This is a genomic window from Actinophytocola sp. (assembly GCF_036402745.1).
Taxonomy (GTDB): Bacteria; Actinomycetota; Actinomycetes; order Mycobacteriales; family Pseudonocardiaceae; genus Actinophytocola.
Map to the genome: position 1 here is coordinate 1 of NZ_DASWSJ010000316.1, position 14,068 is coordinate 14,068.

Annotated in this window: 11 protein-coding genes; 7 read left to right on the forward strand and 4 right to left on the reverse strand. The window is 68.9% G+C overall.

Annotation, left to right across the window (positions count from 1 at the left end):
• Positions 1-656: 3' terminal RNA ribose 2'-O-methyltransferase Hen1 (locus VGD70_RS29385; RefSeq protein WP_331087036.1), on the reverse strand; the 656-nt coding region annotated here is incomplete at its 3' end.
• A gap of 139 nt (positions 657-795) precedes the next feature.
• Here VGD70_RS29385 and VGD70_RS29390 point away from each other — a divergent pair.
• Positions 796-2,847: a DNA topoisomerase IV subunit B gene (locus tag VGD70_RS29390; protein ID WP_331087037.1), complete on the forward strand. Its 2,052-nt coding sequence runs from the start codon at positions 796-798 to the stop codon at positions 2,845-2,847.
• Between the two features lie 13 nt (positions 2,848-2,860).
• A complete protein-coding gene (locus VGD70_RS29395; protein ID WP_414638092.1) occupies positions 2,861-6,184 on the forward strand; it encodes a DNA gyrase subunit A in 3,324 nt (1,107 codons plus the stop codon).
• Positions 6,185-6,215: 31 nt separating this feature from the next.
• On the opposite strand, the gene VGD70_RS29400 is transcribed toward VGD70_RS29395, so the two are convergent.
• Both VGD70_RS29400 and VGD70_RS29405 read right to left on the reverse strand, forming a co-directional pair.
• Complete coding sequence (locus tag VGD70_RS29400; RefSeq protein WP_331087039.1) at positions 6,216-6,581, reverse strand: DUF2188 domain-containing protein; 366 nt, start codon at positions 6,579-6,581, stop codon at positions 6,216-6,218.
• Positions 6,582-6,586: 5 nt separating this feature from the next.
• Positions 6,587-6,712, reverse strand: coding sequence for a hypothetical protein (locus tag VGD70_RS29405; protein WP_331087041.1), 126 nt, complete (start codon positions 6,710-6,712; stop codon positions 6,587-6,589).
• 621 nt (positions 6,713-7,333) lie between these two features.
• Here VGD70_RS29405 and VGD70_RS29410 point away from each other — a divergent pair.
• From VGD70_RS29410 to VGD70_RS29420, 3 genes are all read left to right on the forward strand, one after another.
• Positions 7,334-8,293 carry a hypothetical protein gene (locus VGD70_RS29410; protein ID WP_331087043.1) on the forward strand — a complete coding sequence of 320 codons (960 nt, stop codon included), beginning with the start codon at positions 7,334-7,336 and terminating at the stop codon, positions 8,291-8,293.
• A 1-nt stretch (position 8,294) separates the two neighbouring features.
• Positions 8,295-8,627 carry a hypothetical protein gene (locus VGD70_RS29415; RefSeq protein ID WP_331087045.1) on the forward strand — a complete coding sequence of 111 codons (333 nt, stop codon included), beginning with the start codon at positions 8,295-8,297 and terminating at the stop codon, positions 8,625-8,627.
• Positions 8,628-8,694: 67 nt separating this feature from the next.
• Positions 8,695-10,719: a hypothetical protein gene (locus VGD70_RS29420; RefSeq protein ID WP_331087047.1), complete on the forward strand. Its 2,025-nt coding sequence runs from the start codon at positions 8,695-8,697 to the stop codon at positions 10,717-10,719.
• Position 10,720: 1 nt separating this feature from the next.
• Here the strand turns inward: VGD70_RS29420 and VGD70_RS29425 are convergent, their stop codons facing one another.
• Positions 10,721-11,698, reverse strand: coding sequence for an aldo/keto reductase (locus VGD70_RS29425; RefSeq protein ID WP_331087049.1), 978 nt, complete (start codon positions 11,696-11,698; stop codon positions 10,721-10,723).
• A 144-nt stretch (positions 11,699-11,842) separates the two neighbouring features.
• On the opposite strand from VGD70_RS29425, the gene VGD70_RS29430 reads away from it, so the two are divergent.
• Complete coding sequence (locus VGD70_RS29430; protein ID WP_331087051.1) at positions 11,843-12,631, forward strand: N-acetylmuramoyl-L-alanine amidase; 789 nt, start codon at positions 11,843-11,845, stop codon at positions 12,629-12,631.
• 154 nt (positions 12,632-12,785) lie between these two features.
• Positions 12,786-14,063 carry an enolase C-terminal domain-like protein gene (locus VGD70_RS29435; RefSeq protein WP_331087053.1) on the forward strand — a complete coding sequence of 426 codons (1,278 nt, stop codon included), beginning with the start codon at positions 12,786-12,788 and terminating at the stop codon, positions 14,061-14,063.
• Positions 14,064-14,068: the final 5 nt, after the last annotated feature.

Genomic DNA, 14,068 nt, shown 5'->3' on the forward strand with positions numbered 1-14,068 from the left:
TCGGGGTGCGTGGCCAGCCACGCGCCGCCCGAGCGGATCAGCTTGTCGATCTCGTCGCCGGAGACCCAGTAGTGCTTGGCGTCGTCGAGGACCGGCAGCAGCACGTACAGCTGGGACAGTGCGTCGGCCAGGCGCATCGTCGCGGCCAGCCGCAGGTCCACGTAGCGGCTCGGGCCCCACTCCGGGAACGCGGGGTCCAGCTCGATCGGCTCGGCCACCAGCGACCAGCCGAGCGGCTCGAACAGCCGCGCCGCGAGGGCGGGCCCACCCCGGCAGGGGAGGACGGGAACCGCGATCTCCAACGGGATCGGCGTCGCGGCGAGCTCCGGGCGCGCTTCGCAGCGGCCCTTCATGGCCGTGCCGAACACCTTGCCGAGGGTCACCGCGAGCAGCGACGACGCCGCGTAGGGCCGGTCGTTGACGTACTGGCCGAGCGAGAATCCCTCGCCCGCCGGGCCCCGCGCGGACCGCACCAGCTCGACCGGATCGACCTCCAGCAGCAGCGCCGCGGTGCACCGCTCGTCGCCGACCTCGGGGTACATGACGTGCGCCACCCCGGCCGCCACCTCGAACCGCTGCACCCGGTCCGGATGCTTGTGCAACAGAAATCCCAGGTCACTGGCGGGGCGGTGGGTGGTGGAGACCGTCATGAGCATGCGGCCCAGTATTCCGGCATGCTTGTTGGCGGCGTCAAATGCGCGGGGTTGTCGGGGGCTGCGGATACGCTTCTCTACGGTGGTGCGCGCCGTCGGCACGGTTCTCGACCACGGCGGGCCAATGATCTGGGAGTTGAGGGTGACTGCGGAGACGCTGTACGGGGCCGATGATCTTACGCACCTCGAGGGGCTCGAGGCGGTGCGCAAGCGACCCGGTATGTACATCGGGTCCACCGACAGCCGGGGCATCAACCACCTCTTCAACGAGATCGTCGACAACTCCACCGACGAGGGCGTGGCCGGTCACGCCGGCAAGATCGTGGTCACCCTGCACGCCGACGGCAGCGTCCAGGTCGACGACGACGGCCGCGGCATCCCCACCGGCGTGCACGCCAAGTCCGGCCTGTCCGGTGTCGAGCTGGTGCTCACCCGGCTGCACGCGGGCGGCAAGTTCGGCGGCTCCGCCTACAAGACCTCCGGCGGCCTGCACGGCGTCGGCGCGTCCGCGGTCAACGCGCTGTCGCACCGGTTCGACGTCACGGTCAAGCACGACGGCAAGGTCCACCAGATGTCCTTCGCCCGCGGCGTGCCCGGCGAGTTCGACGGCCCGGGCCCCAAGGCCAAGTTCACCAAGAAGTCCGGCCTGCAGGTCGGCCGGCGGCTCAAGCGCGGCGAGAGCACCGGCACGTCCATCCGCTACTGGTACGACGCGCGCTACTTCGAGAACGGCGCGGCGCTCGACATCGAGGCGGTGCGGGCCAAGCTGCGCAACACCGCGTTCCTCGTGCCCGGGGTCAGCTACGTGCTGCGCAACGCCACCGAGGGCGCCATCGAGGAGGAGACGTTCTCCTACCCGCACGGGCTGGCGGACATGGTCGACTTCCTGGCGCCGTCGGACGAGAAGCCGGTGTCCGGCACGCTCATGATCATCGGCGAGGGCACCTACCGGGAGAACGCCGCCGACGAGCACGGCGTCATGCAGTCCAAAGTGGAGCGCCGGGCCGAGGTCGAGGTCGCGCTGCGCTGGGGTACCGGCTACGACCGCACGGTCGAGTGCTTCACCAACACGATCCGCAACGTGCACGGCGGCACCCACCGGCGGGGCTTCGACCGCGCGGTGGTCAAGGCCGTGCAGGAAGCCATTGGTCGTACGCGCGGCCTGCTGAAGCCCAAGGAGGACCCGCCGACGCTCGAGGACGTGCAGGAGGGCATGACCGCGGTCGTGCACGTGCGCATCCCCGAGCCGCAGTTCACCTCGCAGACCAAGGACGAGCTGTCCACGGCGGGCATCACCAAGGTGCTGCAGGGCATCGTCGACCAGCAGATCAAGGCGTGGACCGAGAACCGCAGGACCAAGACCGAGGCCAAGACCGTCCTGCAGAAGGTGGTCGACGCGGCCCGCGTGCGGCTGGCCCAGAAGCAGCAGAAGGACGCCGCCCGCCGCAAGACCGCCCTCGAGGGCGCCGCGATGCCCCCGAAGCTCGTCGACTGCCGCGCGACGGGCATCTCGCGGAGCGAGCTCTTTCTCGTGGAGGGCGACAGCGCCCTCGGCTCGGCGCGGCTCGCGCGGGTGTCGGAGTACCAGGCGCTGCTTCCCTTGCGGGGCAAGATTCTCAACGTCCAGAAGGCCAGCCTCGCCGACACCCTGCGCAACGCCGAGATCGCGTCCATCGTGCAGGTGCTGGGGGCCGGCAGCGGGCGCACGTTCGACCTCTCGACCATGCGGTACGGCAGGGTCATCCTCATGGCCGACGCCGACGTCGACGGGTCGCACATCCGCACGCTGCTCATCACGCTGTTCGCCCGGTACATGCGGCCCGTCATCGAGGACGGGCGGCTCTACGCGGCCATGCCGCCGCTGCACAAGATCACCACCAGGGGGCGCAACCCCGAGACGCACTTCACCTTCTCCCAGCGGGAGATGGAGACCAAGATCGCGTCGCTCGGGAAGGCCGGCAAGCAGATCGTCACGCCGGTGCCCCGGTTCAAGGGCCTCGGCGAGATGGACTCGGACGAGCTGTGGGACACCACGATGAACCCGGCGACGAGGTCCGTCCGCCGGATCACCATGGACGACGTCGACGCGGCCGAGACCGCGCTCGAGCTGCTGATGGGTGAGAAGGTCGAGCCGAGGCGGGCGTGGCTGGTCGAGTCCTCCGTCCGGGTCGACCAGTCGACGATCGACATCTGAGGTTAGGAAAGCAATGGCACGCCGCAAGGCCCGTACGACCCGGGTCGACCCGTCCGCGTTCGACCGGGCGGGCGCGCAGGTCTTCGACAACTCGTTGAAGACCGAGATCGAGGACTCCTACCTGGAGTACGCGTACTCGGTCATCCACTCCCGCGCCCTGCCCGACGCGCGCGACGGCCTCAAGCCGGTGCACCGCCGGATCCTGTTCTCCATGCACGAGAACGGCTACCGGCCCACCCACGCGTACGTGAAGTCCTCCCGCGTGGTCGGCGACGTCATGGGCCGCTACCACCCGCACGGCGACATGGCCATCTACGACGCGATGGTCCGCCTGGCCCAGGACTTCTCGATGAACGCGCCGCTCGTCGACGGGCACGGCAACTTCGGCTCGCCCGACGACGGGCCGGCCGCGTCCCGGTACTGCGTCGCCGGCGACACGCGCATCCGCCTCGCCGACGGGTCGAGCCCGCGCATCGCCGACGTCGTCAACCTCCCGGCCGACTCGGAGGCCGACGCCGACTTCGAGGTCCTCGACAAGGACGGCAAGGCGGTCGGGGTCGAGAAGGTGTTCAACTCCGGCGTGCACCCCACGCTGCGGGTCACCTCCGCGTCCGGCTTCTCCTTGCGGGGCAGCGAGAACCACCTCGTGCTGTGCCTCGAGGCGCCGATGGGCGTGCCGCTGTTCCAGTGGCTGCGACTCGACGAGATCCGCTCGGGCACGATCGTCTGCGTCGCCCGCAACGCCGGGCTCGACGTCACCCCCACCGAGGACGAGCTGCTCGCCGGCTCGCGGGCGTTCGTCGCCGGGGGCCCGGTGCCGGAGTCGGTGTGGACGGGCGGGTGGGGCGTCAAGCGGGCGTACCTCATGGCCGCGTTCGGCGGCGACCTGCGGGGCCGGTGCACGGTCGGGTCCGCGGAGCTGGCCGAGCAGATCCAGGAGCTGCTGGCGGAGCTGGGGGTGGTCGCCGTCCGGCGCGGGCGCTCGCTCGAGGTGTCCACAGTGGACACCGCGGACACGGTGCCGTTCGTCGGCGAGTTCGCCGGCGTCGACGTCGCACGCTGGGACACCGACCGGGCCCGGCTCGTGGAGCTGGTCGACGACCCGGAGATCCTCGCCACCATCCTGCCCATCATGGACTCCGGCTACCGGTTCGAGGAGATCACGTCGGTCCAGGCCGAGGCGCCGGCCGAGGTCTACTCCGTCCGGGTCCGCTCCGAGGACCACTCGTTCCTCGCCGGCGGGTTCGTCAACCACAACACCGAGTCCCGGCTCTCGCCCGAGGCCATGCTGCTGGTGGGGGAGCTGGGCGAGGACACGGTCGACTTCCGGCCCAACTACGACGGGTCGCTCGAGGAGCCGACGGTGCTGCCCGCGGCCTTCCCCAACCTCCTCGTCAACGGCACGTCCGGCATCGCGGTCGGCATGGCCACCAACATGATCCCGCACAACCTCGGCGAGGTCATCGGCGCCGCGCGGTGGCTCATCAACCACCCCACGGCCACGCTCGACAAGCTCATGGAGTTCGTCCCCGGCCCCGACCTGCCCACCGGCGGCATGCTGCTCGGCCTCGACGAGGTGCGCCGCGCCTACGAGACCGGCCGCGGCGTCGTCCGCATGCGGGCCAAGGTCGAGATCGGCCCGCTCGAGGGCAGCCGCGGCCGGCAGGCCATCACGGTCGTCGAGCTGCCCTACGCGGTCGGGCCCGAGAAGATCATCGAGAAGATCACCGACGAGGTCACCAAGTCCAAGCGCCTCACCGGGATCGCCGACGTCAAGGACCTCACCGACGGCGAGAACGGCACCCGCCTCGTCATCGAGTGCAAGGTCGGCGTCAACCCGCAGGCGCTGCTGTCCGACCTCTACCGGCTCACGCCGATGGAGCAGTCGTTCGGCATCAACAACCTCGTCCTCGTCGACGGGCAGCCGCAGACGCTGGGCCTCAAGGCGCTGCTGGAGGTCTTCCTGCGGCACCGCTACGAGGTCGTCACCCGGCGTACCAAGTTCCGCCGCCGCAAGCGCGAGGAGCGGCTGCACCTCGTCGAGGGCTTGCTCATCGCGCTGCTCGACATCGACAAGGTCATCCGGCTCATCCGGGCCAGCGAGAACGCCGCCGAGGCCAAGGAAAGCCTCATGAAGCGGTTCAAGCTGTCCGAGATCCAGGCCACCTACATCCTCGACACTCCACTTCGGAGGCTCACCAAGTACGACAAGCTGGAGCTGGAGAACGAGCAGGACCGGCTGCGCGCCGAGATCGCCGAGCTGTCCAAGATCCTCGACGACGAGTCGGTGCTCAGGAAGCTCGTCTCCACCGAGCTGGCCAAGGTCGCCAAGGACCTGGCGGGCGAGCGGCGCACCGCGCTCATCGACGGCGACCTCAAGGAGGTGCTGGCCGCGTCCAAACCGGCCGGCCCGCTCGAGGTCGCCGACGACCCGTGCCAGGTCATCCTGTCGGCCACCGGCCTCGTGGCGCGCACCGCGGCCGAGTCCGAGGAGGCCACCGAGGCACGCAGACGCAGCGGCCGCGCGAAACACGACGCCGTGGCGGCACTCGTGCACTCCACGGCCCGCGGCCAGATCCTCGTCATCACCAGCCGCGGCCGGGCGTTCAAGACCGACGTGCTGCCGCTGCCGGTGCTGCCCGAGCACGCCGGCACGGTGTCGCTGGGCGGCGGCATGGCGGCCAGCGAGCTGGTCCCGCTGGAGAAGGGCGAGAAGGTCGTCGGCATCGCGCCGCTGGGCGAGCGGGCCGAGGGCTCGGCGGGCCTGGCGCTCGGCACCCGGCAGGGCGCGGTGAAGGTGTGCGCGCCCGACTGGCCGGTGCGGTCCGACGAGTTCGAGGTCATCGGCCTCAAGGAGGGCGACGAGGTCATCGGCGCCACCTGGCTCACCGACGGCACGGAGACGGGCGTGTTCCTGTCGTCGGACTCGTCGCTGCTGCGCTTCGACCTCTCCGCGGTGCGGCCGCAGGGTCTCAAGGGCGGCGGCATGGCCGGCATCAACCTCGCGGCGGGCGCGGAGGTCGTGTTCTTCGCGGCCCTGCGCACCGACGACGACGAGCACGGCGAGCCGATGGTGGTCACGGCCAGCGGGCAGAGCGTCAAGGTCACCCCGTTCGCGAAGTACCCGGCGAAGGGCCGCGCCACCGGCGGCGTCCGCGCGCAGCGCTTCCTCAAGGGGGAGAGCAGGCTCGTGCTCGCGTGGGTGGGCCCGCGCCCGGCGGGGGTGTCGCGCACCGGCTCGGCGGTCGAGCTACCCGAGCCCGACCCGCGCCGCGACGGCTCGGGCACCGCGCACCCCGGCCCGGACATGGTGGGCCGGCTGATCGAGCGCTCGTGACCAACGCACCGTGGACCTGCGGGCAGGTCTTTCAAGCCCCGATCCACGCATTCAACACTTGTTGAATCTTGCTGATCAGTGGATCAAGGACCTCAAGATCTAAGCGAGCCTTGCGTGGAGCTGTTAGCTTGCAAAACGACAAGGACCACGCCGGTGCAAGCGGCGTGGTCCTTGTCGTTGGGCTCGTCAGCCCTTGGGCGGCCCCGTAGGTGTACTCCTTCTCGATTGTGCCGTTCTCCCGGTGGATGACCAACTGGCTGGGCAGGTGGGCCTTGGCGACCTTCGTCCCAGCTTCCACCGCGTTCGACTTGAGGAGGTGGTGCGACAGCACCTGCCCCTTGTGAGTGACGTCCCAGTCGCCCGACTTCGGGACGACCCGGTACACCTTGCGCGCCATCCTTACTACTTCTCCTTCCTGACACCCTTGAACGGCGCGTCGTCCGACTTGCCGTCCATGAACTGACTGTCCGGGCCGCGCTTGGTCCAGGTGGCGGTCTTGGGGTTGTAAGCCTGGCTCCGTTGGCGCACAGCGCCAACTCGTGAGCCGCGGCCAGTGAAGCTGCGCTTCGAGTAGCGCGTTTCGGCTGGACTGACCAAGAGACTGCGGATCATTTTCGGGTAAGTTTAAGGATGGTCGCGTGGCGCATGAATAGCACGGGTGCGAGACTAAGGGCGAAGGCGTACAGGCGCTAGACCTCTCAATACATATCCCCGAGGCCTCTTGGCTCAATGTATTCTTGCCGATGTGCCTCCTGGTGATGAACTAGCAATGGCGGTGGGCGCGGCAGTTGCTAGGTCCGGGCGCATGCCCACGCTCGCACCGCGACGGTAGTTGATGGCTGGGATCTCAGGTCCATGGCACATGCGCACGGATTGGTTCGTGGTCGGCGGGGTGATTGCTACGGCTGCGAGGAGCCGCGCAAGAAACCTACGGCCACGGAGCGTAACGCCTCCTGCTGTCGCCACGATGCCATATGGGACGGCCCAACTGGGCAGCCCGAAGGGCGGCGCTGCCGGCATCAATAATTGAGGACGTTCCACGCAATGTGGCACGTCTAATACCCGGAGGCGTTTATGCGGTCCTACATATCTTTTGAGCTTGACCAGGCGCCGAATCCGTTGACGAGACTCCTGCAAGATAATGGATGGATGGTTCCGGAGCCTTCCGGTGGCAACGGTAAGAAGGCTGAGAGTTGGCGGCAGGCTGTCAGGAAGTTTCCGGCGACAGCAATTGTAATCCGCCAAGAGCAAGCGCTTGAGTTCCAGCTGGAAGCAGAACACACGTTGGAGCGACTCGACACCAATGACGCAATGATTCAAGGGCTCTTGAGTGAAGCGCAACAAGCCGTCAAGACCCAATCTCAGCTACTGCGCCACGAGAAAGAACTACTTAGCCCGGATAGTCAGATTCCGGGCAGCACGATTGGGAACACGAGCCAGCCTGAGGACGGTGAACTCTGGCGGATTGGCGCCGGCGAAGCGCGTCTGATTCTGGATCAGATCGCAGAAGCCGACAAGCCGATCGCGAAGATCACATTCCAGTATCCGATCCTCCATCGGCGCACTGCAACCTGGGGAACCGTCCATTTCGAAGACGACGGACGTCAGGTGGTTGTGCGACTCCACAACAGTCAGTCGGAGAAACTTAAGCGTGCAACTAGCAAGCTCATCGACATTGTGATTGACGGTCAGTATGAGCAGGCGAATCCATCTCGGCTGCGCGTTCGCCGAAGGAACTACAAGGTAGTCGAGTTTGACAAGATCCGTATTCTCGAAGCCGGAAACAGTAGTGAGGCATACACTGGCGTGGTGTTAGACGGACGCAGCTTGAAAACGGTGGCCCGCGAGCAGTCGAGCGACTTGAAGATCGCCGCCATCTTTCTTTCCTTGAGTCTCCTTGTTGCATTCACAGCCTCTCCGCTTGTGCTCGATCTCGATCAACGAATTTTCGACCAAGCGAGAACGGACGGTTGGCTGGCCTGGGCTGCGGGTAACTACGCAAGGATAGGTAGCGCCTTGTTTGTCGCTATTTTTCTGCCATTGACCCACGTCCTGCTGTACTGGCGCCGCGTCCGCAAGCAGCCTGCAATCAACTGGAACGTTGGCTGATGTGAGCACATTGGTCGGGCTCATCAACGGTCAGCGCCCGTTCCATGACTCCGACTCCGCCGGCAAACTACAAGATCATCTAATTGCGGCTGCCGTACTAGGCTTCACCGACATCGAGATCGGGCCGGTGGCGTGGTCGCACCGGCCGAGCGCCGAGGAGTTCATCGCGCACAGCACCGAGCTGGGCGTGACCTCCCGGCGCCTCAAGCGGATGCCACCGGCCGCGCGGGAGGAGTTCCTGCGCGCGGTCCGCGCCCGGCTGGCCGAGCTGCCACCCGAGGGCTTCACCGACGGCCGCCAGATCCTGGCCGGCACCGCCCGCGCCCTGGGCTGATCAGCGTATTGACGCGGCCGGGAGAGCGCGCCAAGGTGGAGCTGAGCCAACTTACCCGGGAGTAGCAATGGTGCGCAGGCGGGTTGTCGGACTGGTCGCGGCGGCTCTCGTGGCGGGGGTGGTGGGCCTGCCGGGATCGGCGCCGGCCGTCGCCGCGCCCAACGTCGGCGACCTCGGCGGCCGCTGCGTCGCGCTGAAGGCGCCGTCGGGGAAGTACGTGGTGCGCAACGCCCTCGGCGGCTACCAGGCCACCGGGACCGCGCCCGCGCAGCCGTTCCGCCTGCAGGAGACCGGGCCGGCGAGCTACCTGTTCTACGGCACCGCGCGGGACTTCCTCGGCACCGGGCTGGGCACGCTCGGCGTGCTGAAGGCCGCGGCGGCCGGCCCGCGGACCGAGTGGCGGCTGGCCGCGGCCGGCGAGACGGTCACGATCACCTCGCCGGCGGCGAACCAGCAGCTCGCCGTCGACCCGCTCCTCGCCACGCTCGTGCTGCGGGCCGGCGGCACCAGCTTCACGCTGGAGGAGACGACCGGGTGCGCCACCGCGCCGGAGGCCGAGGTCGACGTCCAGGGCTCGCCGTTCACCGGCACCACTCCGAACGGCGAGGTGCGGGGTGTCGTCGACCTGCACAACCACCTCACCGCGTTCGAGTTCATCGGCGGCGACATCCACTGTGGACAGCCGTGGAGCCCGTACGGCATCACCGCGGCGCTCGTCGACTGCCCGGACCACGAGCCGAACGGCCTCGGCGCGTGGTGGGAGAACCTGGCCGGCGGCGGCTACCCGACGTTCACCCACGACACGACCGGCTGGCCGACGTTCACCGACTGGCCCAAGCACAACTCGTGGACCCACGAGGCGCAGTACTACAAGTGGCTGGAACGGGCGTGGCGCGGGGGGCTGCGGGTCTACACGAACCTGTTCGTGAACAACGCGGCGCTGTGCGAGATCTACCCGATCAAGCACAACCCGTGCGAGGACATGGCCTCGGTCCGGCTGCAGGCGCAGCGGATCTACGAGCTGCAGGACTTCATCGACGAGCGCAGCGGCGGGCCGGGCGAGGGCTTCTTCCGGATCGTGCGGGACCCGGCGCAGGCGCGGTCGGTGATCGAGCAGGGCAAGCTCGCGGTCGTGCTCGGCGTCGAGGTGTCCCAGCCGTTCGGCTGCGGGATCAGGAACGGCGTGCCGCAGTGCGACCGCGCGGACATCGACGCGGGCCTCGACGAGCTGTACGACCTCGGCGTGCGGCGGATGTTCGTGTGCCACAAGTTCGACAACGCGTTGTGCGGCGTGCGGTTCGACGGCGGCACCGCCGGGGTGGTCATCAACGCGGCCAACTTCGCCTCGACGGGCCGGTTCTGGCAGGCCGAGACGTGCACCGGCCCGGCACACGACAACCCGATCTCGGTGGAGAGCGACGCGCTCGCCGGGCCGCTGGCCGGGCTGCTGCCGCCGGGGGTGACGCTGCCGGTGTACCCGAGCGCGCCGCACTGCAACGTCAACGGGCTCACCGACCTCGGCCGCTACGCCATGGAAGGCATGATGGCGCGCGGCATGATGATCGAGATCGACCACATGGGCGTGAAGTCGATGGACCAGGCGCTGGACCTGCTGGAGGCCCGCGGTTATCCCGGCGTGGTGTCGGGCCACTCGTGGCTGGACCCGAGCTTCTACCCGCGGATCCTGTCCCTGGGCGGGATCGCCGGCCCGTACGGCTTCGGCACCGCCCAGTTCGTCGACGAGTGGCGCACGATCAAGGCGGCGGCCGACCCGGCCTACCCGTTCGGCACCGGCGCGGGCTTCGACACCGGCGGCTTCGGCCACCAGCCCCCGCCCCGCGCGGACGCGGCGGCCCACCCGCTGGAGTACCCGTTCCCCACCTTCGACGGCGGGTCCACAGTGGACCACCAGCACACGGGCGAGCGCCAGTACGACCTGAACGTCGACGGCATGGCCCACTACGGCCTGCTGCCCGACTGGCTGGCCGACCTCCGGATCGCCGCGGGACCCGACGCCACCGAGATCACGACCGACATGGCCCGCGGCGCCGAGGTCTACCTGCAGACGTGGGAACGCACCCTCGCGTGGTGAGTCAGAAGCCCTCGGGGGCGTGCGGCACGTAGTGCTCCTCGAGCCGGGCCAGCTCGCCGGTCGACAGGTGCAGGTTCACGGCGGCCACGGCGTCGGTGAGGTGGTGCTCCTTCGTCACGCCGACGATCGGGGCGGTGACGGCCGGCTGGTGCAGCAGCCAGGCCAGCGCGACCTGGGCCCGCGGGACGCCCCGCTCCTCGGCCACGGCGCGCACCGTGTCGGCGACCCGGCGGTCGGCCTCCTCGGCCTGGTGGTGCAGGATCCGGCCGAACTGGTCGGACTCGGTCCGCCTGGTCGTCTCGTCCCAGTCGCGGGTGAGCAGGCCACGGGCCAGCGGGCTCCAGGGCACGACGCCGACACCCTGGTCGAGGCAGAAGGGGAGCATCTCGCGCTCCTCCTCGCGCATGAGCAGGTTGTACTGGTCCTGCATGGAGACGAACCGGGTCCACCCGTTGAGGTCGGCGACGTACTGGGCCTGCACGAACTGCCACGTCCACATCGACGACGCGCCGAGGTAGCGCACCTTGCCGGCGCGGACCAGGTCGTGCAGCGCCTCCATGGTCTCCTCGATCGGGACCCGCGGGTCGTAGCGGTGGATCTGGTAGAGGTCGATGTAGTCGGTGCCGAGGCGGCGCAGGCTCTCGTCGGCCTGGGCCAGGATCGCCGCGCGGGACAGGCCCGCGCCCTTTGGCCCGGCCGCCATCCGCCCGTGCACCTTGGTGGCGATCACGACCTCGTCGCGCTTCGCGAGCTCGCCCAGCACCTGGCCGGTGATCTCCTCGCTGGAGCCGGCGCTGTACACGTTGGCGGAGTCGAAGGTGGTGATGCCGGCCTCGAGGGCCTGCTTGATGAGCGGCCGCGACTCGTCGAGGGTGAGGGACCACTCGTGGTTGCCCCGGGCCGGTTCGCCGAAGCTCATGCAGCCGAGCACCACCCTGGAGACCTCGAGCCCGGAACCGCCGAGGCGCACGTACTCCATCTGGTCCACTCCCTCTCGCACACATCCGATGACTCCACGATGCCACTGCCCGAAAGTCTGCACCGCCGGGATGTCCCGTTTTCGGTGTGACCTGCGACTTATCTGATGACGGGCAAATCCCTGGAGTGCGTGAGGAGGGGTGTCATGGCTGTCATGCCTGGCGTGGACTTCCGCCCCGTGGTCGGCGAAGGTGCGCTGCGAATGCACCGGTTCGACGTGGTCTGCCTGCACACCATCGGCGGTCCCAGTGACCCGCCCGCCGGGGCCGCGCACTTCTCGACCCACGCGGACGGCCGGATCTTCCAGTCCCGGGACACCCGGTTCCGCAGCGAGGCCAACGCGAACGGCAACCACCGGGTGATCGCGATCGAGAACGACGACGCCCCCAAGCGTTTCGGTTCCTGGAACACCGACGACGGCCACGCGGTACCGGGTTTCACCCCGGAGCAGATCCAGGCGATCGCCCGCATCTGCGCCTGGGCACACAAGGAACACGGCATCCCGCTCGTCGCGTGCCCGGACAGCCGGCCGGGAAGTCGGGGCATCGGGTACCACCGGCAGGGGATCGACGGGAACTTCGGTCCCTTCGCCTTCGGCGGGCGGGTGCCGGACGGTGAGGTGTGGACCGAACACTTCGGCAAGGTGTGTCCCGGCGACCGGCGGATCAGCCAGATCCCACAGATCATCAAGCGGGCGCGGATCATCGCCGGGCTCGACGAGCCCGAGCTGGAGGAGGACGAGGACATGCAGTTGATCAAGGGAGACCGTGCCGACGCCGTGTTCGTCGTGGTCTGGAGCCAGCCCGGCGCCATCGCGGTCCGCAAGAGGGTGCCGAACGAGGACGATCCCGGGTTCAAGGCGGCGCGGGCCGCCGGGTACGCCGTCCGCACCGTGCCGCAGTCGGTGATCGACGCGATCCCCGACATGCACTGACCCGAACCAGGCGAGACGTACCGCTCCGGTCGCCGGTCAACCGGCCGGAGCGGCCAGGTTGCAGTGTGTCGACGGTGCAAACAAGAGCCTTGACGGCGAATACATCGGATGTCTAACCTCCTGGGGCAGATCACGCCCAGGAGCAGGAGCGTTCGTGGCTCGCATCGTTGCGTTGGACACGAGTGACGTGCGGTTCCCCACGTCGCTGTCGCTGGACGGGTCGGACGCGATGAACCCCGACCCGGACTACTCGGCCGCCTACGTGCGCGTGCGCACCGACGCCGCCGACGGGCTCGACGGCCACGGCTTCGTGTTCACCATCGGCCGCGGCACCGAGGTCCAGGTCGCCGCCATCCGCGCGCTCTGGCCCTACCTCGAGGATCGCGACCTCGACGCCGTGCTCGACGACCTCGGCGGCCTGTGGCGCGAGCTGGTCCACGACTCCCAACTGCGCTGGCTGGGGCCCGAGAAGGGCATCATGCACATGGCCATCGGCGCGGTCGTCAACGCGTTGTGGGACCTCAAGGCCAAGCGCGCGGACAAGCCCCTCTGGAAGCTCCTCGCCTCGCTGACCCCCGAGCAGCTCGTGGACCTCGTCGACTTCCGCTACCTCGAGGACGCGCTCACCCGCGACCAGGCCCTCGCCATCCTCCGCGCGGCCGCCGAGGGCAAGGACGCGCGCGAGACGACGCTGCTCGCCGAGGGCTACCCCGCCTACACCACCACCCCCGGCTGGCTCGGCTACGACGACGCGAAGCTCGCCCACCTCTGCCGCGAGGCCGTCACCGACGGGTTCACCCAGATCAAGCTCAAGGTCGGCGCCGACCTCACCGAGGACATCCGACGACTCGGCATCGCCCGCGAGGTATGCGGCCCGGACATCCGGATCGCCGTCGACGCCAACCAGCGGTGGGAGGTCGCCGAGGCCATCGAGTGGGTCAAGGCGCTCGAGCCGTTCGACGTCGCCTGGGTCGAGGAGCCGACCAACCCCGACGACGTGCTCGGCCACGCGGCCATCGCCCGCGGGGTCGCGCCGATCCCGGTGGCCACTGGCGAGCACATGGCGAACCGGGTGATGTTCAAGCAGTTCCTGCAGGCCGGCGCGCTGCAGGTGCTGCAGCTGGACGCGACCCGGGTGGCCGGCGTCAACGAGAACATCGCGATCCTGCTGCTGGCCGCGCGGTTCGGCGTCCCGGTCTGCCCGCACGCCGGCGGGGTCGGGCTGTGCGAGGCCGTCCAGCACCTGGCCATGTTCGACTACCTCGCGGTGTCCGGCAGCACCGACGGACGCATGATCGAGTTCGTGGACCATCTGCACGAGCACTTCGTCACCCCCGTCGAGGTGACCGGCGGGCGCTACCGTGCTCCCAAGGCGCCCGGCGCGGGCGCACAGCTGCTCGATGCGTCCATCGTGGAGTACACCCATGGCTGAGCTGT